Below are 23,291 nucleotides of genomic sequence, written 5' to 3' on the forward strand. Positions count from 1 at the left end.
CCATGAAAAGTGGATTAATGGCTTATTTTTTATAGAGAAAAAGACTTATATCTTTTTGATGCAGCAAAAAGGAAAAAGAGGTAAATATCAGGGTGAAAGACGGGGTTCGAACCCGCGACCCTTGGTACCACAAACCAATGCTCTAACCAGCTGAGCTACATTCACCATAAAACCAGATCTATCAAGCTATTGGGCGGATAGATAAATTGATGGATCAAATATAAGCAAAAAAAATAAAAATTGTACACAACGGCTCTGGCTATCTACATCCTAATTTCTTGACCCGTTGGCGCCATAGATTAGGTCAAGCAAACATCAATAAAATCTTTTCTACTTGAACGCTGGATATAATATTTCGTAAGCGCATTTTAGCTTATATATTTGAAAGGAGGGGACTTACTTGGATATGAAATATGGTACGTTATTAATAATTATATAAATTTTAAGCTTTACATTAGAACCGTCGTAAGAAACTTGTTTCTTACGACGGTTCTAAAAAAACACAGGGGATCGCACCAAAAGTAAAGGATAAATGGCTTTAGTTTGGTGAAGCGTTTTAGATAAATGCTTCCTGTTTTTTAAGTGCAGGATTTTACTAAAGCCAGTTGCCTGAATCTATACTGTAAAAATTAATATTGCAAATATATTTTTAGGGTTTATTTTTTTCCTGTTTTGAATACGCTCCATATCCCAAAAAAGTTCTGTCGCGTTTGTAGGATCTCTCTAGAGATTGCTTTTAAGACTCATTCTTTTTTGCTTATTATTTTGTCAGGTGCCCCCATATTTTTTCCCATTGTTTCCGAAGGATATTTTTATTTTGTTTATCTGTTTTATTATCTGGACTGGCTATATCGTCATTCCTTGGTTCAGAACCAGCTTCTTGCTCAGCTGAGCCTGTAGATTGCTTATCTTTTTCAAATACATTTTCCCCTTCCCAAGATTGATTTTTTTTAGGAGGTTCTGTTTCCCAAGATTGATTTTTTTGACTAAGTTCTGTGTTTTTTGCTTTTTCTACATCTGGTACAACAGTTTTAACTTCCGTTCTAACTTGATCTTTCTTGTTTTCTTTCTCTTTCTCTTTCTGTTGAATATCTAACTGTTCCGCACTGATTGAAAGATCAGTTGAATCGATTTCATCTGCAACAGCTGCCATTTTGCTGGCCGCAATGGTAGGGGCATCTCGTTTCAGGTTTCCGTTTTTACTACCAGCGCATTTTTCTGCTGTTAAGATAGGTAAAAATAATAAAAAAATTAGTTTGCTTGTAGATGTGGACATAATAATGTAAATTAGATTCGGTTAAATAAAATTATATTTTATATAATAATGGAATGTACCCTTAGTATGTCTCCATAATTAGTTTGGTATAGTATATTGCATATTATTTTGGGTGTGAGTAAAAAACAATAAATTAAAACAGCTTATTAAGTATATTCTCTTGCGTATATGCCATATAGGTTATCCATCTACTGGAATCTGCTAATAGATATAAACTATAAGGATCTTATATGCTTAAGCGTTTTATATAGATATAAAATACAGATTAAGTTTTTTATTCGTATCGAAGCAGTAGCCTAGGTCATACATTAAGATTATTTTTTTGTTTTTTTTTATATCTTCACTTTTTTAATATTCCAATAAAAAATCAAAAAACATCCGCCAGCAGCTAAAGACCGTTGTTTTCCTAGCTAAGTTTCTAAGAATTTCCTAGTCTTAGTTCCCTTATGCTTATATCTAATGGTAATAAAAAATATATATTCTTGCAATCTTTTTGAAGGCAATAATGATGCTTGTTTGCGCTTTTTATACCTATTTTAAAGGTAAACGCTTTATATATAAGGGAAATAGTACTGGTTTTTTTGTCCCATTGTTTATTGGTATAAACCATCTTACCAAAGGCTATGTCTGTTGTTTTAGTTACTGGTTCAGAAGGTCAGTTGGGTGTTGCTTTAGAGGCTACTTTTAAAGCGCGTCCTTTCTTTGTGCCACTTTTCTGCAGCAAGTCTATGCTGGATATTACAGATGGTGACCAAATAGAGGCTTGTATCAAAACGCATTCCGTTCAATACATTATAAATTGTGCAGCTTATACAAATGTCCAACGGGCAGAACAAGAAGCAGCAACCTGTTTTAAGGTAAATAGCCTAGCTGTCGGCTGCTTGGCGGCATTGGCGGAAAAGTACGGTATTGTGCTCTTCCATATTTCAACAGATTATGTATTTGGTCTTACAAAAGGACGTCCATTAAGCCCCAATGATCCTACCGATCCACTAAATCAATATGGTCAATCCAAACGAGCTGGAGAACAAATGGTGGTAGCACGTGCTACCCATTTTTATATCATTCGAACAGCATGGCTATATGGTGAAAAAGGGGATAATTTTTTTACCAAGATGGTGGCATGGGCCCAGAAAGGGGATGTTATAGAGATGGTCGATGACCAAATAGGGAGTCCTACCTATGTCTATGACCTGGCAACAGCCATTTGGGAAATAGTTGAAAAAATAGCAAAAAATAATCTAGCTGACTACCCCTCTGGTATCTATCACTATACCAACGAAGGCGTAGCCAGCTGGTATGATTTTGCCTATGCTATTGCTACTGCTTTACCCAATCGTTGTGCCGTAATCCCCCGATCATCTGCTGCAGTAGGACTTAAAAGGCCTTACTATAGTGTATTAAATAAATCTTCTTTCCGAAGTGTATTTCAAATCAAGATTCCGCATTGGCAAGATAGCTTGTCCCTTTGTGTAACAAAATGGAAAAACCAATAATGGATTACCATCCAGCGCTGCCGTTTAATGGGCAGGCTATAGCTCTTTTTGCCCTTATAAGTAGGTTGCTTTTGGGTAAGATTTATATTAAATTTAAAGCTTAATTTTAATGCTTTCTCGTACGTCTACCCCCTCTAGGATTGTGCTGTATCTGGTAGCTTAATACCAGGTGATCTGGTGGATCCACCAGAGGTATTGCGTTGTACGGTAGCTTCAGATTTTTAATTTTACTTTAATGTATGGCAAATGTAGTGGCCATTGTAGGCAGATCTAATGTAGGTAAATCTACTTTTTTTAATAGATTGATCGAAGAAAGACGAGCCATTATGGACGGCTCCATCCATACTACCCGTGACCGACACTATGGTTATGCACAATGGAGCAATAGATTTTTTACCGTTATTGATACGGGGGGATATATCTCTGGTACCGATCATACTTTTGCCCACGGTATTCGCGAGCAGATTCAGCTTGCATTAGATGAAGCCAACTTGGTACTCTTTATGGTAGACTGTATAGAAGGACCAACCGATCTAGATAAAGAATTTGCCCATGTATTGCGGAAAATCAATAAGCCTGTTTTTTTAGTAGCCAATAAATCAGAAGGTGTAATGGCTGAAATGGCTGCATCTAGTTTCTATGCTTTAGGGCTTGGTACGCCATTTCCTATAGCAGCGATAAATGGTTCTGGAACAGGTGATTTGCTAGATGCCTTATTGCCCCACTTAAAAGAGCGACCCATTGCTCCATCAGGTAAGCTCCCCAGGTTTACCATTTTAGGCCGCCCAAATGTAGGTAAATCTTCTTTTTTAAATGTATTATTAGATGAAAAAAGAAGTATGGTCAGTCCTGTCTCTGGTACTACCAGAGATGCAATAGATACCGCATACAACCGCTATAATAAAAAGTTCATCCTTACCGATACAGCAGGGATACGGAAAAAATCAAAGGTATGCGATGCCATCGAGTTTTATTCCGTGTTGCGTGCGGTAAAAGCCATGCAAGACGCAGATATTTGTTTGATTATGATAGACGCCCAACATGGCATAGAAGCACAGGATATTTCGCTTATTGCACTAGCACACCGGTATAAAAAAGGTATGGTTTTAGTAGTAAATAAATGGGATTTGATCGATAAAGAGGCTACAACCGCTGATAGCTATAGAAAACATCTATTGCACAAACTGGCTCCTTTAGACTATTTGCCTATTGTATTTGTTTCAACTGTAAAAAAACAACGGGTCTATCAAACCATTGAGAAAGGGCTTGCTGTTTATCAAAATAAAGTAAATAAAATTTCTACTTCTGAGTTAAACAAAGCGATCTTACCTATTATTGAAAAAAATCATCCGCCTGCTGTAAAAGGGAAGCATATCCAAATTAAGTATTGCACGCAGGTTACTGGAAATGCCCCTACATTTGCTTTCTTTTGCAACCACCCAACCTATATTCAGCCTAATTATAAAAGCTATTTGGTGAATCAACTCAGGTCACATTTTAACTTTGAAGGTGTGCCTGTTCAAGTGGTGTTTAAGAAAAAGTAATCTTTCGGTATAGATTTACTGTAGCCAATGGCTATTAAAGCTATTGGTTGACTGCAAATAATTGAGTTATTTTGTAAATTACTTTATTAAAAAATATTTTTTTACTTTATATCATTTTCTCTTACCCAAACATGCAAAAGATACCAATATGAAAATAAATAAGAACTATACGATAGGCTTATTAGTGCTATCTTCTTTGGGCATTTTGTATTATGGTTTTTTATTTCTAAAAGGCTATAATATATTTTCTAAATATAATCATTACCAAGTTTCTTACCCTGTAAATAAGAACTTATGCGTTTCGGCACCTGTCAAACTAAAAGGTCATGTGGTAGGCATGGTCACAAAAGTAGAAATTCAGCCTAAACAGAATTATAGCACACTGGTTACCATTGAGATAGACAAACAATTTCCTTTGACCCATACCAGTAAAGTTATGTTGAATAATGCCGGTATGATGGAATGTAATGCCTTAGAAATTGAGCTCCAAAAAGGACGTCCTATCGGTAGACAAGACATTATCATTGGCCAGATCCATCCAGATTTTAATGATATTGATCTTAAGACAATGACGGCACAAATCGCAACGGTTACCCAAAATCTGATCAAAACGACCGAAGGAGTAAATGCCATTCTACTAAATTTTGAAAAAACAAGTGGGATCTTAAACAACACTATGTGTCAGCTTGAATCTAACATAAATGCCATTGGGAAAAATATAATTGCTATTTCTTCACCATTGGCAGATCCTAAAACAGGTATACCGGCTATGTTTCCTACTATACATAGCCTAGTTATGGAGGTGCAATCTATTCCGTTTAAGGATATATCTTTTAGAATCAACCATATGTTACAAGATCTAGAAAAATGCATACAACAGACCACTAGTGGTCATGGCAGCTTGGGGTTACTTATAAATGATCCAACGCTCTATCATAAGTTTAATCATAGTGTAGGAAACTTGGACGCATTGCTCTTTGACCTAAGAAAACGACCTTCGCGTTATGTCCACTTCTCTTTATTTGGTTTAAAAAAGTATAGATAAAAAGTATACTAGACTGCTTTATTAAGACAAATTTTTATCAATTTTGTTCCCTTTTTTGTAGTCTGTATTTTGTAAATACAGATCTTCATGGCTTTTTGATCTTTAATACTACAATCAAGTCTTTGATGATTATACTTAGTAGTATAACTATCAATATCTTCCTTTAGCATTATTTTAAATATATGGTCATCTATTAGAACCATTTATGAAACAATCTACCATTCGAAAGTTGCCATCTATCCCCAATATTTGGGTTAAGTTTTTAGGAACTGCGCTCATTACTTTTAGTAGTTTATTGGTTAATTATACCGCTTGTAATACCTTCAATCGGTCTGATGACGACCTAACCATACAAGTCTGGTTTACACCGCAAGACCCTTGTATGGATCTTATTGTAGCCAAGATCCTATCTGCTAAAGCATTAATTCTTGTGCAGGCCTATGTGATCACCTCTAAAAAGATTGCAAATGCACTGATACAAGCGCATCAACATGGGGTAACCGTTCAGTTATTAATAGATAAAGATGCACAAACTACAAAGGGGAGTAAAGTGAACAGTTTATTACAACATGGTATTCCTATTATAATTGATAAAACAGTTGGTTATGCACATAATAAAGTAATGATTATTGATGATACATATGTCATCACAGGTTCTTTTAATTGGACAGATAGTGCGCAGGCTAGAAATGCAGAAAACTTAGTCATCATAGCAGGACAAGCCATCAATAAAAAATTTAAAAATAATTGGTATATAAGGGCAGCAAATGGGAAACGATTAAGATCTATCTATACGTATTGATTCCTAAAATAAAGGAAGCTTGCTGCTGTGGATCCATTTAAGATCTTATTTTTAGTTGATGGAGAGGTATAAATTTATCTTTTGCAAACCGTAATACTGGAATATGCTGATTGGCATGATGCTTTCCATAAGATACGCCCTGAAAAATAACGCCACTGTAGTACATATTTTCCCATTTTTTTTGAAAGTAAGTACCATAATCGCTTAGCATCCGACCAAAAAATAGCATCATTTCATAGCCAATGTAGCTTTTTTCATTGGGTTTTGTTGCATTTTTTTCAAAAAAAATTTTCCGAAAAATACTTAACGCAGCCCTACTATAGTCGATATAGTTCGGAGATAAGAATAAAATAGGCAATCTTTGTAGTTGGTAAATATTTAATATTTCTTTTTTTATCCACTGCTCATGGCCTATAATTTGTGGCTTAATACCAAGTTTTAAGCAAAGACTTATTACTTGAGAAACGACCAACTCATCTTGAGAGGGCACGTATATATGGGTTAGATTGGTTAAATCTAATTGCGTTTGTTCCGTATTTTCAATATTTTTTTCTTCTTCTTGGTTTTGTTCCAAAAAAAATTTAATGGTTTTATGAGAAAGTTGCACAAATAGATCTATTGACTTACCTAGCTGCTGCTCAATCCTATGTTTATATAAGGTGGCTTGTAATATATCCTTTTGTTCCATACCATAAAATACCGCTATACAAGGTTGTGCTATTGCCTTGTCATATATATCATTTAGTGTAAGCGCTGCTGCTTTTTGTGCACAAGTTTCTAAATCGGGCTGAAAAAGAAAAGCGAATGGATTACTGTGGGTTATCGTAGAATTATCAGAAATAGGATTTACAAGATTAATTTTGTGTTTTTTAGCAAATGCAGCAACCAACGGGATCGTATCGGGATAGAGTGGACCTATGATGAGATCCATATAGGGCATGGCTTCTTGTGCTAGTAATGCTTTGGTAACTTCTACGCTTCTTTTCGTATCAAAGGTAAAAAGATTGATCACAATACCATCTTGGGCAAGTTTTTCTATAGCCAATTGTATACCTTGGTATAGCTCAATAACAAATTGGTCTGTACATGCTTCATAGTCCAACTCGTCGACAAAAAAAGGAAGTAAAACCGCTACATCATAAGCTGTTTTATGCTTAGACCTTACGTGTTTCAACGGATCGTATGTATAGTCTGCAAAATTATATTTCTGTTTTAACTGATTTATTAGTGAAAAGTCTTGCCTAAGATATGCCTCTCGTGCGACTTTTTTATGTAAAATAACTTTAATAATAGGATCATTTGGAAATTTTTCAATTAGCTCTTGTAGATATGCATGATCCTCTATTTTTTTTAAGAAAAATTTTTTTAGTTGCAGAACCGATCCAGCCATATGCTTAGCTTTAATCAAAGCAAGCGCACCCAATGCCGCTTCAAAACATCCCTCTTCAAAGCTGCATTGCGCACTCCAATAATGGATCTCATTTTGCTTGTTCCAAGCTGGAAATTTTGCCTGTATTTCTAAAAAGGTCTCATGGGCGATTGCTTTTTCTCCATTGTGATAGGCAGCTAATCCATAGTAAAAATGGATATAGGGAGAAAGAGAAGGAGGATGTTGTATTTTTCTGAGTTTATCAAATAATGATTTTGCCTCAGCATAAGCTTCTCTCTTGTAAACTTTTTTAGCTGTTTCGTATTGGGCCAATAAAAGTTTTGCATGGCGATCTGGCATACCTAGGTTAGGCTTGGCCACAGCAGTATGTTGGTATATAAGAAAAAATAAGGCCAACCGTAGATAAATCTTCATAGTGGTGGTTACTTTGTATACAAAATGATATTATAGATAGGTCCAACCATTTGTACGTACAAGCGTACCCTAACCAGCCATTTGTTCTGGCTAAATAGCCGGTTCTCTCGCATCTATATTTGATTTTATTTGGATATTACGCAACCATTGGGTTAGCCAAATTAACGAAAAATGAAAAAATAATTTAATATTTCCTGGAACGAGAAAAAACTATAATCATGCAATGCTAGAATACAAAAATACAATTGTACTACTTTGTATTTATACCAATAATATTAATACGAAGAGGGTGAGGGATTCGAACCCTCGGTACTTTTAACAGTACGACGGTTTTCAAGACCGTTGCATTAAACCAACTCTGCCAACCCTCCTAACGCATATAGTAAGCTACATTTATGCCAAATGAAGACCAATTTTTAGCTATAAAATAGACTATTTAATCTTTATAGGATCCGCTACATCCTACCATCAGAGGCAATGTTACAAAATAAAATGGAGCTTGCAAAAGTTTTTTTTGAAAATAGCTTATTTCCCTTTATAGATGCTTACTGCTACACTGTTGCATCTAAATCTGGCGTATTTGCTTTGGTGCCTCTATTTTTTAGTGGTGTAAGTCCTCCAGAAAAATTGAATTTCATTACTTCAGAGCCAGGTAGATCCAAAGGCGTAACCAATTCCGGAGGAACGATAACAAGCATGCCAGCTAAATCATAAGCATTCGGTAGGTAAACGGCTATATGGCCAGGCATAGAAAGCACCTCCAAAGCATCTTTTGTAATAAACCCTATTCTATAGACTTGGGTGGTTTTATTGAGTAAAATAATAACCGGTTTATTAAATTTTTCTTTGCTGCTTACAAAAGCTGAAGTAAAATCTTTTAAATAAGAATAAAGCGCACGAATGAATGGAACCTTTTTGATCAGCTCTTCTGTAAAGCCAAATACTGACTTAACGAAAAGGGTAGTACCTATATATCCCAACAACGTTATAGAGGCCACTACAATGCACATGCCTAAACCTGGAATACCTAGGCTAACAAATCCATCTATTTTCCGCAATACTACTGAAATTAAATAAAGTGTCCCACCTAATGGAATGATCAATAGTAGTCCTCTAAAAAAGTAGCGCATCAGCCTATTAATAAGCGGTTGCTCGGTTCTCATGGTGTCAACATTTATAAATATAAAAGCAGTTTAATCCTCAACTAAACCAGCCCCAATTTAAATAAAAAAGATGATACAAAATAATAGTTGGTCCGCTTACTATTTCTAAACTATATATTAAAGCAAAGCATTTGAAATTATATATATATAACTGATAATGATTTAATATAATTTTTTAACAATATTTTATTCGGCTAAGTAACCAAGTATATGATTTGTTATCACCTTTATAGGTATATATTTATTAAAGTTTATGTTTAATAAATATATATTTTATTTTGATTATAAATTATATTTATATTTATACTGAATAATATTTATTTATATTTTTGTTCTTTTTTAGACCATTTGTACGATCATTTTGTTGACGGTTTATTCAATAGACTGATGGAGCTATTTTTATTGTAATTTCTTTACAGGATTTGATTTAGTACATTGGCTATACAATTATGTATAAATACATTTTATCAATTTAATAATTGATTATCAGTTTATAAAATAATATAATTCAGAATTTATCTTTATTTAAATAATTTTTAGGTTTGTCTAAAAAATTATTTAAATTTGTCTAAATTTATCCAATAGAGGTATGAAACGTACACATGCAGAAGAAAATTACTTAAAAGCTATTTATATGCTTTCGGAAGGGCAAGAAAGGTTGGTTTCGACTACTGCTATGGCCGAGCTTTTACGTACCCGTGCTGCCTCGATTACGGATATGATGCAAAAACTACATCATAAAGGCTTAGTGGTCTACCGCAAATACCAAGGCGTAACCTTGACAGAGACAGGAAAACAATCGGCTATAAAAATTTTACGCAAACATTTACTTTGGGAAGTTTTCTTAGTAGAAAAATTAAAGTTTGGATGGAATGAAATACATGAAGTAGCGGAGCAACTAGAGCATATTGATTCTGATATACTCATAAATCGATTGGAACATTTTCTAGGCAACCCATATTGTAATCCCCATGGAATAGTAATTCCAAATGCAGATGGAAAAATTGTAACCAAGCCTAGACTATTGATGACAGATGTACCTGAAGGTACAAGTGGTATAATAAGTGCCATTAAAGATGATTCCATTTCCTTTCTACAATACCTCGGTAAAAGAAATATCTATTTAGGAGCTAAAATGACAGTTATTGAAAAAATTAAATTTGATGAATCGATGGATGTAACTATTGATAACCAATATAAAATTAATATATCTCGTAAAATAACAGATAATATTTTAATCACTTTATAGTATTGTAATAAGATGACTATTTCTATAAAACATCTCTACTTGAATAGATATAAGATTTTTTATTTGTTTTTTTGTTTAACCCTATTTTCCTGTACCAACGATACAGATGAACCATTTACCATTTTAACCACCACAGGTATGCTGGGAGATGCGGTTAAAAACATTGTTAAAGAGGACGCACGTGTAATAAGCTTAATGGGGCCTGGTATAGATCCCCATACCTATCAAACTACTCAAAAAGATGTACAACAGCTTAAACATGCCCATATAGTATTTTATAATGGTCTTGATTTAGAAGGTAAAATGATTAATTTGTTAAAAGGAATGGCCCAACAAAGACAAGTTTATGCCGTTGGTGAAGCGCTCAATCAAACACAACTACTATACGATGGTGCGATTGGTGTAGACCCTCATATCTGGTTTGATGTAAGTATATGGAAGGAGGTAGTTCGTTTTATCAGTCAAAAGCTCCAAGCAGCAAGGCCTGAGTCAGCAGCCTATTATCAAGACAATACAATAGCCTACTTAAGGACCTTAGAGGCATTACATCAATCGGTTACACGCCAAATTCAATCCATTCCAAAGCAACAACGGGTATTGATTACCGCACATGATGCTTTTGGTTACTTTGGCAAGGCTTATGATATAGAAGTAGTTGGTTTACAGGGTATTTCTACTGCATCCGAGTGTGGATTAAAAGACATTAAACGTATTGTATCGCTTATTATAAAGCGAAATATTAAAGCAATTTTTTTTGAAACTTCTGTTTCAGATAAATCGATGCGTGCTGTATTAGAAGGTTGTGCGCATTATGGACATAAGGTAGCGATAGGAGGGTACCTCTATTCAGATGCGCTTGGTGCACCTAATACGGTAGAAGGAAGCTATTGTGGAATGATTCGCACGAATACCATAACAATTGTTAATGCACTTAAAAAGGATATAATCTAAAGGCAACCATAAAGTGAAAATAAATTACTTCTACAAATAGTAAAATTATAGGGAAAAAGTTAGCTTTGCATTGTAGCTTGTATACAATTATAAGGGGAGTAATATTGGGTCGGCTTATCTAAGGAGCAGGAAAGACTTAGCTTAGTAAGCTATAACGATCATGGCTCAATCAGTAAAGTGTTAAATATAATATTCTCTATGCTGGCCAATCTCACTAGATCCATATCATCCAATATGTATGGCACTGCTTGTTTATTTTTTTGTTTGATTTTATCCTCTTGCTGTGGTACTTCAGATGAACCATTTGTTATTTTAACCACTACAGGTATATTGGAAGATGCCGTTAAAAATATTGTAAAAGGCGATACTCAGGTAGTTAGCCTAATGGGACCTGGTATAGATCCTCATATCTATCAAACTACTCAAAAAGATATTCAAAACCTTAGACATGCAAATATGATTTTTTATCATGGCCTTGATTTAGAAGGTAAAATGACTGACTTATTGCAAAAAGTGGCCAAAGAAAAAAAAACGTATGCCGTTAGTGATGCCCTTATGCCAAAACAGCTATTATTTGACGATATGTGTTCTATTGGTATAGATCCTCATATCTGGTTTGATGTAAAACTATGGCAACAGGTAGTTGGTTTTATTAGTAAAAAGTTACAAGAAGCAAGACCTGAATCAGCCGATTACTATCAAAAAAATACATTGGTTTATATGGAAACATTAGAGGCATTACATCAAGCCATAACTGCGCAAATTCAGTCTATTCCCTTTAAGCAACGGGTATTAATCACTGCACATGATGCTTTTGGTTATTTTGGTAAGGCTTATAATATAGAAGTAGTTGGCTTACAAGGAATTTCTACTATATCTGAATGTGGCTTAAAAGATATTAAGCGTATTATAGCCCTTATTATAGCACGGAATATTAAAGCAGTTTTTTTTGAAACTTCTGTTTCAGATAGATCGATGCGAGCTGTATTAGAAGGTTGTGCCCATTATGGATACAAAGTAAAGATAGGAGGATGCCTTTATTCCGATGCCCTTGGTGCGCCTGATACTTTAGCAGCCACTTATTGTGGCATGGTTAGCGCCAATACTACCACGATTGTAAATGCACTGAAATAAGGATGATACAAACAGACAAGCATATTGTACAGATAAAAGATTTAACTGTTTCCTACGCAAATAGCAAAGTTGTGTTGGAAAACATTAGTTTTGATCTACCATCACATAAAATCATTGGAATAATAGGTCCCAATGGGGCAGGTAAATCTACGCTATTGAAAGCTGCTATGGGGCTTATTCCTTATCAACAGGGTGAAATAAAGTTATTGGGATCATCTATCAACAAGGTAAGAAGACAGATCAGTTATGTGCCTCAAAAGGAATCAGTAGATTGGGACTTTCCTGCTTCTGTATTTGATATTGCCCTTTTGGGCAGATATAGTAGATTAAGTTTTTTTGAACGGCCTAATAAAAAAGACAAAGTAATAGCTATGCAGTGCTTAGAAGAATTAGGTATCGCACATCTTTCCAAACGGCAAATTGGGGAACTATCTGGAGGGCAACAACAAAGAGTATTTTTAGCTAGGGCGTTGGCCCAAGATGCAGCATTATATTTTATGGATGAACCCTTTACAGGTATAGATATTACTACAGAAAAAATTGTTATTGCACTCTTAAAAAATATGGTGGCAACAGGTAAAACCATTATAGTCGTACACCATGATTTGGGGTCAGTAGATAGTTATTTTGACTGGCTGGTCTTGCTTAACCATAAACTTATAGCTGCCGGTGATACAAAAAAGGTCTTTACAGCTGATTTTCTTGAAAAAACTTATCATAGTAGATTGCCTTGCTTGAGCCTCTCTTCCAATAAGTGTCGGTGATAGGTTTCCCTATAGCATCTCCACCGTTCAGGTTACATAGAGTTAGGAGTAGAATCGTTCTATTAACCTATAAATTGCTACTAAATATTAGTAAGTTATTGTATGCTCACGGTTGCATCCCCATAGCGTGCGCTTAGCGGTTTTTTACGTAAAACAAATAAAATATATTGCCATCAAACAAAATAATTTATATAGACCGAACCAATTATAACAACTATGTCAACTGATCCCGATACCCTTACACCTAGAGAAATTGTAAAAAAACTCGATAAATATATTATCGGCCAAGCAGCAGCCAAACGTAATGTGGCCGTTGCCTTGCGGAATAGATGGCGCAGAATGCAGGTTACAGAAGTCTTAAAGGAAGATATTGTACCAAATAATATTTTAATGATTGGACCGACTGGGGTAGGCAAAACAGAAATAGCTAGGCGATTGGCCAAAATTGCAAAAGTTCCTTTTCTGAAAGTAGAAGCCTCCAAATTTACAGAGGTAGGCTATGTAGGGCGTGATGTAGAGAGTATGGTAAGAGACTTAGTAGAACGTGCTGTAGCCATGGTAAAGTCAGAAAAAATCGAAATAATCCAGCATAAAGCGATTGAACAAGTAGAAGAAATTATTTTAGATATATTGCTCCCCCCCCTTTCAACAAAAAAAAGCGAAGATACTTCTTTAGATACTACACAAAGCAGCCATACTACGCGGGAACGCTTTCGTGAAAAATTAAGAAGTGGTCAACTGGATCAACAACAAATAGAAATTAAAATAACCAAGACCATTCCAGCGGGTAATATAAATAGTCTAGGGGCTGGTCCTGCCATGGAAGAAGGATTTGTAATGAATTTTCAGGATATGCTGAGCAGTTTTTTACCCAAACAAACTAAAAAAAGAAAAGTGACTATTGCAGAGGCACGCGCGTTGCTATTGACAGAGGAAACAGGCAAGCTCATTGATATGAATGCGGTTAAAGAAGAAGCCTTAGCAAGGTCTAGCCATTCGGGGATTATTTTTATAGATGAAATAGATAAAATTGCCCAGGCTGGTCAAGGCAATGGTCCAGGTGTAAGTCGGGAAGGGGTTCAGCGAGATCTTTTACCCATTGTAGAAGGAAGTACAGTACAGACCAAACATGGTCCCATTCAGACAGATCATATCCTTTTTATTGCGGCAGGTGCTTTTCATATGGCTAAACCATCTGACCTTATTCCAGAATTACAAGGTCGGTTTCCCATTCGTGTGACTTTAGAAAATCTTTCACAAAAGGATTTTTATAAGATTCTAGATGAAACTAAAAGTGCATTACCCATCCAGTATCAAGCATTGTTAGCCGTAGAAAACGTTAGGCTAGATTTTAGCCCAGAAGCCAAACAAGAAATTGCTGCCATTGCTTATCTCCTCAATGAAGAGATAGAAAATATTGGTGCAAGGCGGTTGCAAACTGTAATGAGCCATCTATTAACGCCTATTCTATTTGATGTGCCAGATACCATTACGCCCGATACCGCCATTACCATCACCAAAAAAATGGTCCAAGAAGCGCTGGCTGACTTAATAAAACAGAAAGACCTTAGTGCGTATATTTTATAACGCATGCTACTTTCAAGTTGCTTTTTTTGTAGCCTCTATTGCGCAACATAGACCATTTATTCAAGGCGTATGTGCTATTTTTTGCTTATATTTAAGAACTGCTTCCTAATAAGATTAACTTAATGATTGCTACATTATATGGCCTTTTTTATTAAAACAACTCAATTCTTAGCGGCCCTATTCATCATAGTTGGTATACATGAATTGGGTCATTTGCTTTTTGCTAAGCTATTTAAAATGCGGGTCAATAACTATATGATTGGATTTCCTCCTAAACTATTTAAAGTCAAATGGGGGGAAACAGAGTATGCCTTAGGATCGATTCCTTTGGGTGGAGCTGTTCAGATTGCAGGTATGGTCGATGAATCGTTGGCGATTGATCATTTGCAAAATAGTCCACAACCTTGGGAATTCCGTTCAAAGCCAGCCTGGCAGCGATGCCTCACTATATTAGGTGGTATTATCTTTAACCTACTAAGTGGCATATGTATATGGATTGGTTTAACTTATATAATGGGGAAGACCTATTTACCTAAAGATGAAGTAAATAAATATGGGATCATACCAAGTGCACTAGCTAGAGAAATAGGTTTTAAAACAGGCGATAAAATTATGAAAATAAATGGAAAAAATTTTGATGATTTTAATGATGTTTTATCACCCAGCTTTTTACTTCGTAGTAAAAGCTATTATACCATCAACAGAGATGGTCACTCATTCACACTACCCATTCCAGAAAATCTACTAGAAAACTTATCAGATATACAAAAAGATTTTTTTATACGGCCCATTTTTCCCTGTGTGATTCACGCAGTTCGCCCAAACAGTAGTGCTACCGTAGCAGGCCTAATGGTTGGAGATCAAATTATTAAGCTAGCTGGCCAATCTATCCTTGATGTATATGGCTTCATAAGGATAGTTAAAACTTGTTTGGATAAAACAGTTGAAGTAGTCTATTTGCGGAATGGGATAAAAATGACTACCCAGGTCCAGATAAACCCACAGGGGTTAGGTATTAAATGGGCTCAGACTAAATATAGGAAACTACATTATTCATTTATAGCATCTATTCCCATTGGCCTAAAAAAAGCTTTAGAGTTGATGCAATGCCATTTTTTAACCATATGGAAATTAATGACAGGCAAACTTGCTTTAAAAAAATCCTTAGGTGGTCCGATTAGTATAGCCCAAAATTTTGGCAACGAATTTATTGGATATAAATTCTGGACCCTGGTTGCCTTGTTATCCATCACGATTGGTTTAATGAACTTACTACCTATTCCAGCATTAGATGGAGGGCATGCTTTATGTATATTGTATGAAGTGCTATCTGGCAGAAAACTTTCCGATAAATTTTTACAAAGCACTCAAAAACTCGGCATGATCCTTATGCTTTTACTTATGCTTTATGCATTGGGTAATGATATTCGTAAGCTACTATAAGTAGTTATACCCATATTATTTTTACTTTTTAGCATAGTACTTAAGTGTACAATCATATAAAGTCATGCTAAAAAGATAAATTAGAAATCATTTATAACCATATGTACTTCAATAAATCACTAGTAATGGATGGAGGACTTGCTTCTGGATGGGGTGAAGACGGCATAGGCGGTATGGTAGAACTGATTGTCTCTGATGAAAAAGAACAGCTCTCTGATGACCACACCCAAGGTAGAATACCCTTGTTGGCACTTCGTAATATGGTTCTTTTTCCTAACGTTGTCGTCCCTATTGCTGTTAAAGAAAGACAGGCCATCCATTTGATAGAAGTCATACATGAAAAAGATGGCCTATTAGGCATCATTGCACAACGCAACCCAGAAAACCTTGAAGGTAAACAAACCGACGTATATCCAATAGGTACACTAGCCAAAATTATTAAAATTATTAATTTACCAAATGGTAAAACCATTGCTTTGGTACATGGTAAACAAAAATTTCAAACCATTCAACTCTTTACAGAGTCGTTAGGACTAGAAGCTACTATTCAACTGCTAAAGGATCAACCTTATAAGGAAGACAAAAAAGTTCTTGCACTTATGCAGTCCTTAAAAGATGTAGCGATTAAGATTCTTAAATTTCGACCTGATGGTTCTAGCGAAGCACAGGCCATGCTAACCAATATTAAAAGTCTTGATTTTCTTACTTATTTTTTGGCTTCTAATTTAAATACAGATATCCACTACAAGCAAAAGTTACTAGAGTTAAGCAATAGCACCAAGCGAGCCAATTTGCTCTTAAAGCATCTTTTAAGAGAATTAGAAATCTCAGAGCTTAAAAAAGAGATTCAAGATAAAGTACACTCTGATATTAGTCAACAACAACGAGATTATTACTTAAGGCAGCAGGTTAAAGTGCTACAGGATGAACTAGGCGAAAACGACGTTTCAGATGAAATCGATACATTACGTGAAAAAGGAAATAAAAAACAATGGCCTAAAGAAGTAGCCAATTATTTTAAAAAGGCATTGGAAAAAGCTGAACGGATTAGCCCACATAGTCCAGATTATTCCATTAGCATCAACCATGCAGAGCTGCTCGTAGATTTGCCTTGGGAGCATTATACTAAAGACAATTTAGACCTGAACCGGGCCAAAAAAATTTTTGATGCAGACCACTATGGTATTGAAAAAGTAAAAGAGCGCCTTTTAGAATTTTTAGCAGTTGTACGGCTAAAAAAAAATATGAAAGGACCTATTTTATGTTTATGTGGTCCTCCTGGAGTAGGAAAAACTTCTTTAGGAAAGTCTATTGCCAAAGCAATGGGTAGGAAATATGCACGTATTGCACTAGGTGGGCTAAATGATGAAGCAGAAATACGTGGACATAGAAAAACCTATATTGGTGCAATGGCTGGAAAAATTATCTATAACATTCAAAAGAGTGGTTCATCTAATCCGGTTATTGTACTAGATGAAGTAGATAAAATAGATGGCATGCGTGGAGATCCAGCATCTGCACTACTAGAAGTGCTAGATCCAGAACAAAACAATGCTTTTGTGGACCACTTTTTGGAAGTGCCATATGATCTTTCTAAAATTCTATTTGTAGCCACTGCCAATTCAATGGACCGTATTCCATCTGCTTTACAAGACAGAATGGAAGTCATTGAAGTAAGTGGCTATCTTCTAGAAGAAAAGATAGAAATTGCAAAAAAATATCTCTTCCCCAAACAAAGAAAAGAACATGGCCTTAAAGCTACTGATCTATCCATACAAGATGATGCCTTGGCTACCATTATAGCAAGTTATACGCGTGAATCTGGCGTACGTGAACTATCTCGTCAAATAGCCAATATTTGCAGAAAGAGCGCAAAATCCATTGCTTTAGCGGAAACTTATACTAAAAAAATCAAACCAACTGATGTTATTACTTTACTTGGACCAGAGCCATTTGATCAAACACCTTATCAAACCACATCTTTACCTGGTGTTTCGATTGGTTTAGCCTGGACGGCTGTTGGTGGTGAAATTCTCTTTATAGAATCTGTCTTGAGTAAAGGAAAAGGAAGGATTAATTTGTCTGGTCATTTAGGAGAAGTCATGAAGGAATCTGCTATGACAGCGCTTTCTTACTTAAAAGCCAATGACCAGTATCTTGATGTATCACATGATGTATTTGAAAATTATGATCTACACATTCATGTGCCTTCTGGGGCAGTTCCTAAGGATGGTCCTTCTGCAGGCATTACCCTTTTTACCTCATTGGTGTCTTTATATACGCAGAAAAAGGTAAAAGATTGCTTGGCTATGACAGGGGAAATTACCTTACGTGGCGAAGTACTGCCAGTAGGTGGTATTAAAGAAAAAATTCTGGCAGCAAAACGTGTAGGTATGAAAGAAATTATACTCAGCAGCAAAAACAAAAAGGATGTACAAGAAATAAAAAAAATCTATTGTGAAAATTTAATATTTCACTATGTAGATTCTGTAGATCAAGTCTATCAGTTGGCACTTCAAGAAAATAAAATAGCTAATCCCAAAGTTTGGGATGGCAATTTAGCTGAACCGATAACGGAAAAAAATAAACCATAAACTGTAGTGGACCGAAAAAACTGGACAGAAAATGAGATAATTTGTTTCGTATACCCTATCTTTGATGGTAGCTATAGAAAGCTTTCTTATTTTGTGGCCATTGTACTTGGGAATCATTACGATCCTTTTCCTTGATGGGAAACAGGTTTTTCATTGTAGTTCTGATCTTATGTTTGCTAGAAATTCGTCCAAGCCTGAAGCTTCTATCATCTCAAAGGTTACTCCGTCTATGCCGGGTGAACCATTGTTTTGTTTGGCTTGTTGATAGGCTATGCCTAAAGTGTAGTAGTTAAGATTTAATCTGACAATTGTTAAATTAAAGTTCAACTAATACACTTAATGTAGTTCGTTTTTAAACGAATCGATACTTCATATTTTTTTCTTTTTTATCATAATAAAAATTATTGACGATGAAATCTTTTAATGTCCAAGATATAATATTCTTAACTTAACACCTATTGCTTTATCGAACACTTGCTACAAATTGTTCTCTATTTTGCTTTTTTTAGGGCTTTTTCTAAAAGACTAACGCAAGATGAATGATTATTTGCTTTTGCAATATCAAGAGGAGTATATTTGTTCTTATATTTTTTATTGGCCTTAATGCCTGGAAAGCTTAATAAGGCTTCAACTACTTCTGTATGACCGTTACACGCTGCAAAATAGAGTGCAGGAGATCCATATTTTTGCTCATTAACGTCAATTCCTGGAGCCTCTAGTAACGTTTTAACTAACTTTATATGACCGTTACACGCTGCAAAATAGAGTAGCGTTTGGCCATAATTATCTTTTTCATTAACCCTAATTGCTGAATGTTCTAGTAGTATTTTAACTAATTTTATATGGAGATTGTGTCCTGCAATATACAGTGGAGTCTGTCCAAAACCATCTTTTTCATTAATCTTAGTTTCTGAATATTCTAGTAATTTTTTCACTATTTCTATATGACCATTAGATACTGCAATATGAAATGGGGTCTGGCGACAATTATTCTTTTCATCAACCTTAGTTTCTGAATGTTCCAGTAATGCTTTCACTACTTCTATATGACCATTAAATGCTGCAATATGCAATGGGGTTTGTCCATAGTTGTCTTTTTCATTAACCTTAATGTCTGAATGTTCCAGTAATGCTTTCACTACTTTTATATGACCGCTACATGCTGCATAATGAAGGGGAGTTAATCCACAATCACTTTCTTCATTCACGAGAATACCTGGAAGTTTCAATAGCGACTGGACAGTTTCTATATCACCTCTATATGATGCATTATGAAGATTGGTATCGCTAACATAGATTACCTTCTTAACATCACTTTGGTTTGTGGATAGAGATTTAGTAGAATCATTTTCATCGACTTTATTGATATTAATTTGGTTTGTAGATACAGATTTATTTAATTTGTTAGAGTTATTACAGGAATCTCCCATTAACAAAAAACAAATAGTTGTTACTGCGATTGGATTGGAATATTTAATATTTAATCTTGACTTGGTACGCATATTTATTAAATTAAGTATTTATCGAATTTTTATTTGATTTAGAATAGGTTATATGTCTTTGTTTTTAACTATATAAATGTTTTTAAATTATTTAACTATAGTAGCCCGAAAAAACCTGCCCCTTTTTTATAAAAAATGTTGCCTGCTTTCCCTCATTTTATAGCCTTGGTTTTTAGCTACCTCACATAAACTTTGATAGTTTTTTGATAATTAATGCTGGAATAAATTTTTTGATCATTATAGTTACTTATGTAAGTATGTATTAATACCTTTCTTGAAATCTTACATGCTTTTAAAATCATTTATAACCAGGCAATTGTATTATTGTATTTAAGGGCCTTAAAAAACTTTTTTATTACAATATGAACAATACTTCTATTTTTTACATGCATACATATTTTAATACGATGACTTTTTAATAGGGACTATGTGACTATAACTAGTATACTGACTACCTTGATCACTGTTAAAGAATACGGGTGCAGACTATTTCCTAATCCCTTCTTATAACAGATTTGTTACGAGCGCTCTATCCATACTATGGTATAATTTGTAACTTGGCATCGCTTTGCTGTACCAGTCTATTATGGATTCAAAATAGATTAATCTACTATACTAGTAGTTTTAATAGTAATGTAAGCAATATTTCCATACCAAACCTAATTTGATTTAGATATATGAACCCATTTTTTTTAGAGAAAGTCCTAAAGACTTACCTATGGGTCCTAAAGAACGTAGATCTAAAGTATTAAGTAGTTCTCAGGAGACAGCAGTCATAGCTTTTAGAAAGCTGACGCAACTGCCACTTGATATATAAACCTTTTATTAATCAGAAGAAAAAGTTCAAATCTTATTCCATTGGTTATTTTTATATAGATATAGGAGAAGTAAGCACAGCAGAGGGGTAAACTATATTGGAAAGCTATTTTGGATACATGGGAAAAAAATACAGAATATTTTAATATTAATTCAAACCATTTCTTACTGGTACTAAACAGCTAAGATAATCTTATTAATACAAACGTACGACTGACGTTATTTTAACGTAAAACATAAATAATAGATCTGCATCCCTTCTGCTATGAATCGCTTTTCATAGGTAGTTTGAATACCAAAATGGTGATCTATTAATGAAGAACGATATAGATTTGTCGTATAGCTAAGGGGTTCTATTCCCTTTTCTTGTAGGCAATCTAATGTGTGCTTAAACAGCAAGTTGCTATCTGTTTTTAGGTGAATAGCTCCACCTTCTATAAGTATGGCCTCATATAGGTTTAAAAAACGAATACTGCTCAGTCTACGTTTTATATCCCTAGTTTTAGGTCTAGGATCTGGAAAAGTAATCCAAATCTCATGCACTTCATTTTCTGAAAAAAAATCCAAAAGATGGATTGCCTGTGCACGTAGAAAGGCAACATTTTTTAAGCCACATGTTTTGGCTTCTTCTGCACCTTTCCACAACCGGTCTCCTTTAATATCAATCCCTATAAAATTTCTTTCTGGAAATATTTTAGCCAGCCCTATGGTATAGGCACCATGGCCACAACCTATTTCTAGGGTGATAGGATGATTGTTTTGAAAATATAAATTATTCCATTGCCCTTTAATAGTATTATAAATCGGTTGTGCTGGTTCTATAAGATGTTTCAACCATTTGTTTGCCTCGAAACGCTTGCGCTTTTGCCTCATAATTTTATTTAGTGCGCATAACGCTTAAATAGACATGGTTAAGCAACCATTCAAAAGGATGGTTCAATCGATGGACTAATATTGGGCCAACTAGTTGGCATGGATATACCCGATTGCTAAGGGTGAAGGTTTGGTTCTCTACCTTAAAATTTGTAACGTATTAAGCGGATTCTTGCATTAAGGTAGTTAAAATAGTATACCCTTCTTCTTCAACAGCAATAGTGTGTTCAAAGTGTGCTGAATCTTTTCCATCTTTGGTAACAATGGTCCAACCATCTCGTAAAGTTTTAATAGCTGAATGTCCTAAATTGCATATAGGTTCTATAGCCAATATCATCCCAGCTTTTAAAATAGGTCCCTGATTAGGTTTACCATAGTTTGGAATTTCAGGTGGTTCATGAAGCCTGGTGCCTACGCCATGTCCACCCAATTCTTTTACAATGCTTAGCTTATGTTGTGTAGCATATTGACCTATGGCGTGAGAAATGGTAGATAGATGCATGCCTGCTTTAATCACGCTTAATCCTTCCCATAAAGCTTTTTCAGTGTGGACCAATAAAAATTTTTTCTCATCAGAGATGTTGCCTACTGGGTAGGTCCAAGCACTGTCTCCAATGTACCCTTTATACTTTACGCCTATGTCGATGGAAACAATATCGCCCTCCTCCAATAGTTGATTGCTGGGTATACCATGTACTACGCTATTGTTAACAGAGATACAAGTAGCATTCGGAAAGCCACGGTACCCTTTAAATACAGGATTTGCATCGTTTCTTCGAATGGTTTCCTCTACCATGGCATCTAAGGCTAGGCTACTAACACCTGGTTGAATGGTGTTTTTTAAAACATCATGACAAAGTGCCACAATATGGCCTGCCTGTTGTAATAGCTTTCGTTCAATATGCGATCGTACTTTTATCATATAGAACCATTAGAGGCCAGAATCAAATTGTGTGCCACACTTAATTTAAAATTATTTTAAAGCTTTATTGTGTTGATTGATGCGTAGATCTTTTATAGTGGTGTACGGCTAAATGGCATTTTTAGTGAATAATTTAGCATCTTTTTGTAAACTGGTTAAGCTAGGAACAAACGCTCATAAGTGGAGGATATCGGACTCGAACCGATGACCCCTTGCTTGCAAAGCAAGTGCTCTAGCCAGCTGAGCTAATCCCCCATTTTTTTAAATTATTATTGCATACAGTCTATTTCTACACAAATATAGTAGTGTTTCTTGAATAAGTCAAA

Annotated in this window: 17 protein-coding genes, 3 tRNA genes and 1 pseudogene; 12 read left to right on the forward strand and 9 right to left on the reverse strand. The window is 35.1% G+C overall.

Translation table 11 applies throughout. The features are described 5' to 3' along the window. Positions 1-90 precede the first annotated feature (90 nt). Both ACRRVD_RS00080 and ACRRVD_RS00085 read right to left on the reverse strand, forming a co-directional pair. Positions 91-166 (reverse strand) — tRNA-His (locus tag ACRRVD_RS00080). 594 nt (positions 167-760) lie between these two features. Further along, positions 761-1,276, reverse strand: a complete 516-nt coding sequence (locus tag ACRRVD_RS00085; protein WP_432461158.1) for a hypothetical protein — start codon at positions 1,274-1,276, stop codon at positions 761-763. Positions 1,277-1,899: 623 nt separating this feature from the next. Here ACRRVD_RS00085 and rfbD point away from each other — a divergent pair. The 4 genes from rfbD (at position 1,900) to ACRRVD_RS00105 (ending at position 6,163) form a co-directional block, all read left to right on the forward strand. After that, on the forward strand, positions 1,900-2,772 hold the full coding sequence (gene rfbD, locus ACRRVD_RS00090; protein WP_432461159.1) for a dTDP-4-dehydrorhamnose reductase: 873 nt from the start codon (positions 1,900-1,902) through the stop codon (positions 2,770-2,772). A gap of 239 nt (positions 2,773-3,011) precedes the next feature. Then, positions 3,012-4,316, forward strand: a complete 1,305-nt coding sequence (gene der / locus ACRRVD_RS00095; protein WP_432461160.1) for a ribosome biogenesis GTPase Der — start codon at positions 3,012-3,014, stop codon at positions 4,314-4,316. 148 nt (positions 4,317-4,464) lie between these two features. Next, positions 4,465-5,361 carry an MlaD family protein gene (locus tag ACRRVD_RS00100; RefSeq protein WP_432461161.1) on the forward strand — a complete coding sequence of 299 codons (897 nt, stop codon included), beginning with the start codon at positions 4,465-4,467 and terminating at the stop codon, positions 5,359-5,361. 205 nt (positions 5,362-5,566) lie between these two features. Then, complete coding sequence (locus tag ACRRVD_RS00105) at positions 5,567-6,163, forward strand: phospholipase D family nuclease (RefSeq protein WP_432461162.1); 597 nt, start codon at positions 5,567-5,569, stop codon at positions 6,161-6,163. A 37-nt stretch (positions 6,164-6,200) separates the two neighbouring features. Here the strand turns inward: ACRRVD_RS00105 and ACRRVD_RS00110 are convergent, their stop codons facing one another. The 3 genes from ACRRVD_RS00110 to ACRRVD_RS00120 all read right to left on the reverse strand — a co-directional run bounded on the left by ACRRVD_RS00110 (position 6,201) and on the right by ACRRVD_RS00120 (position 9,130). Then, the gene (locus ACRRVD_RS00110; RefSeq protein ID WP_432461163.1) at positions 6,201-7,967 is read right to left on the reverse strand and encodes a hypothetical protein; all 1,767 of its coding nucleotides are present in this window, start codon (positions 7,965-7,967) and stop codon (positions 6,201-6,203) included. A 283-nt stretch (positions 7,968-8,250) separates the two neighbouring features. Continuing rightward, positions 8,251-8,338, reverse strand: a tRNA-Ser gene (locus ACRRVD_RS00115). Between the two features lie 180 nt (positions 8,339-8,518). Further along, positions 8,519-9,130 (reverse strand): DUF502 domain-containing protein, encoded by a 612-nt coding sequence (locus ACRRVD_RS00120; protein WP_432461164.1) that lies wholly within the window; start codon positions 9,128-9,130, stop codon positions 8,519-8,521. A 589-nt stretch (positions 9,131-9,719) separates the two neighbouring features. Here ACRRVD_RS00120 and ACRRVD_RS00125 point away from each other — a divergent pair. From ACRRVD_RS00125 to lon, 7 genes are all read left to right on the forward strand, one after another. Continuing rightward, entirely contained in the window at positions 9,720-10,379 is a 660-nt protein-coding gene (locus ACRRVD_RS00125) for a metal-dependent transcriptional regulator (protein WP_432461165.1), read from the forward strand. Positions 10,380-10,418: 39 nt separating this feature from the next. Beyond that, on the forward strand, positions 10,419-11,330 hold the full coding sequence (locus ACRRVD_RS00130; RefSeq protein WP_432461166.1) for a metal ABC transporter solute-binding protein, Zn/Mn family: 912 nt from the start codon (positions 10,419-10,421) through the stop codon (positions 11,328-11,330). A gap of 177 nt (positions 11,331-11,507) precedes the next feature. Next, positions 11,508-12,464, forward strand: a complete 957-nt coding sequence (locus ACRRVD_RS00135; protein WP_432461167.1) for a metal ABC transporter solute-binding protein, Zn/Mn family — start codon at positions 11,508-11,510, stop codon at positions 12,462-12,464. Between the two features lie 2 nt (positions 12,465-12,466). Beyond that, complete coding sequence (locus ACRRVD_RS00140; RefSeq protein ID WP_432461168.1) at positions 12,467-13,228, forward strand: metal ABC transporter ATP-binding protein; 762 nt, start codon at positions 12,467-12,469, stop codon at positions 13,226-13,228. Between the two features lie 216 nt (positions 13,229-13,444). Continuing rightward, positions 13,445-14,815, forward strand: coding sequence for an ATP-dependent protease ATPase subunit HslU (gene hslU, locus ACRRVD_RS00145; protein ID WP_432461169.1), 1,371 nt, complete (start codon positions 13,445-13,447; stop codon positions 14,813-14,815). A 138-nt stretch (positions 14,816-14,953) separates the two neighbouring features. Next, complete coding sequence (rseP, locus tag ACRRVD_RS00150; RefSeq protein WP_432461170.1) at positions 14,954-16,258, forward strand: RIP metalloprotease RseP; 1,305 nt, start codon at positions 14,954-14,956, stop codon at positions 16,256-16,258. Between the two features lie 101 nt (positions 16,259-16,359). Beyond that, positions 16,360-18,852: an endopeptidase La gene (lon, locus tag ACRRVD_RS00155; RefSeq protein ID WP_432461171.1), complete on the forward strand. Its 2,493-nt coding sequence runs from the start codon at positions 16,360-16,362 to the stop codon at positions 18,850-18,852. Between the two features lie 491 nt (positions 18,853-19,343). Here the strand turns inward: lon and ACRRVD_RS00160 are convergent, their stop codons facing one another. After that, entirely contained in the window at positions 19,344-20,354 is a 1,011-nt protein-coding gene (locus tag ACRRVD_RS00160) for an ankyrin repeat domain-containing protein (protein ID WP_432461172.1), read from the reverse strand. 709 nt (positions 20,355-21,063) lie between these two features. Between ACRRVD_RS00160 and ACRRVD_RS00165 the strand changes: the two are divergent. After that, positions 21,064-21,165: pseudogene (locus ACRRVD_RS00165) on the forward strand (IS481 family transposase); the annotation flags it as partial. Between the two features lie 224 nt (positions 21,166-21,389). On the opposite strand, the gene trmB reads toward ACRRVD_RS00165, so the two are convergent. The 3 genes from trmB to ACRRVD_RS00180 form a co-directional block, all read right to left on the reverse strand. After that, the gene (gene trmB, locus ACRRVD_RS00170; RefSeq protein ID WP_432461173.1) at positions 21,390-22,043 is read right to left on the reverse strand and encodes a tRNA (guanosine(46)-N7)-methyltransferase TrmB; all 654 of its coding nucleotides are present in this window, start codon (positions 22,041-22,043) and stop codon (positions 21,390-21,392) included. Positions 22,044-22,203: 160 nt separating this feature from the next. Further along, entirely contained in the window at positions 22,204-22,965 is a 762-nt protein-coding gene (gene map / locus ACRRVD_RS00175) for a type I methionyl aminopeptidase (protein ID WP_432461174.1), read from the reverse strand. Positions 22,966-23,146: 181 nt separating this feature from the next. Then, a tRNA-Ala gene (locus tag ACRRVD_RS00180) sits at positions 23,147-23,220 on the reverse strand. Between the last annotated feature and the right edge of the window lie 71 nt (positions 23,221-23,291).

Source organism: Candidatus Cardinium hertigii, assembly GCF_050864915.1.
Lineage (GTDB): Bacteria > Bacteroidota > Bacteroidia > Cytophagales > Amoebophilaceae > Cardinium > Cardinium hertigii_D.

Excerpts from the sequence above, each read along its gene's own strand:
- der (WP_432461160.1), top strand. The coding sequence starts at position 3,012 with ATGGCAAATGTAGTGGCCATTGTAGGCAGATCTAATGTAGGTAAATCT.
- ACRRVD_RS00085 (WP_432461158.1), bottom strand. The coding sequence starts at position 1,276 with ATGTCCACATCTACAAGCAAACTAATTTTTTTATTATTTTTACCTATC.
- rfbD (WP_432461159.1), top strand. The coding sequence starts at position 1,900 with ATGTCTGTTGTTTTAGTTACTGGTTCAGAAGGTCAGTTGGGTGTTGCT.
- ACRRVD_RS00125 (WP_432461165.1), top strand. The coding sequence starts at position 9,720 with ATGAAACGTACACATGCAGAAGAAAATTACTTAAAAGCTATTTATATG.
- map (WP_432461174.1), bottom strand. The coding sequence starts at position 22,965 with ATGATAAAAGTACGATCGCATATTGAACGAAAGCTATTACAACAGGCA.
- trmB (WP_432461173.1), bottom strand. The coding sequence starts at position 22,043 with ATGAGGCAAAAGCGCAAGCGTTTCGAGGCAAACAAATGGTTGAAACAT.
- ACRRVD_RS00160 (WP_432461172.1), bottom strand. The coding sequence starts at position 20,354 with ATGCGTACCAAGTCAAGATTAAATATTAAATATTCCAATCCAATCGCA.
- ACRRVD_RS00140 (WP_432461168.1), top strand. The coding sequence starts at position 12,467 with ATGATACAAACAGACAAGCATATTGTACAGATAAAAGATTTAACTGTT.
- ACRRVD_RS00100 (WP_432461161.1), top strand. The coding sequence starts at position 4,465 with ATGAAAATAAATAAGAACTATACGATAGGCTTATTAGTGCTATCTTCT.
- ACRRVD_RS00105 (WP_432461162.1), top strand. The coding sequence starts at position 5,567 with ATGAAACAATCTACCATTCGAAAGTTGCCATCTATCCCCAATATTTGG.
- rseP (WP_432461170.1), top strand. The coding sequence starts at position 14,954 with ATGGCCTTTTTTATTAAAACAACTCAATTCTTAGCGGCCCTATTCATC.
- lon (WP_432461171.1), top strand. The coding sequence starts at position 16,360 with ATGTACTTCAATAAATCACTAGTAATGGATGGAGGACTTGCTTCTGGA.
- ACRRVD_RS00110 (WP_432461163.1), bottom strand. The coding sequence starts at position 7,967 with ATGAAGATTTATCTACGGTTGGCCTTATTTTTTCTTATATACCAACAT.
- hslU (WP_432461169.1), top strand. The coding sequence starts at position 13,445 with ATGTCAACTGATCCCGATACCCTTACACCTAGAGAAATTGTAAAAAAA.
- ACRRVD_RS00120 (WP_432461164.1), bottom strand. The coding sequence starts at position 9,130 with ATGAGAACCGAGCAACCGCTTATTAATAGGCTGATGCGCTACTTTTTT.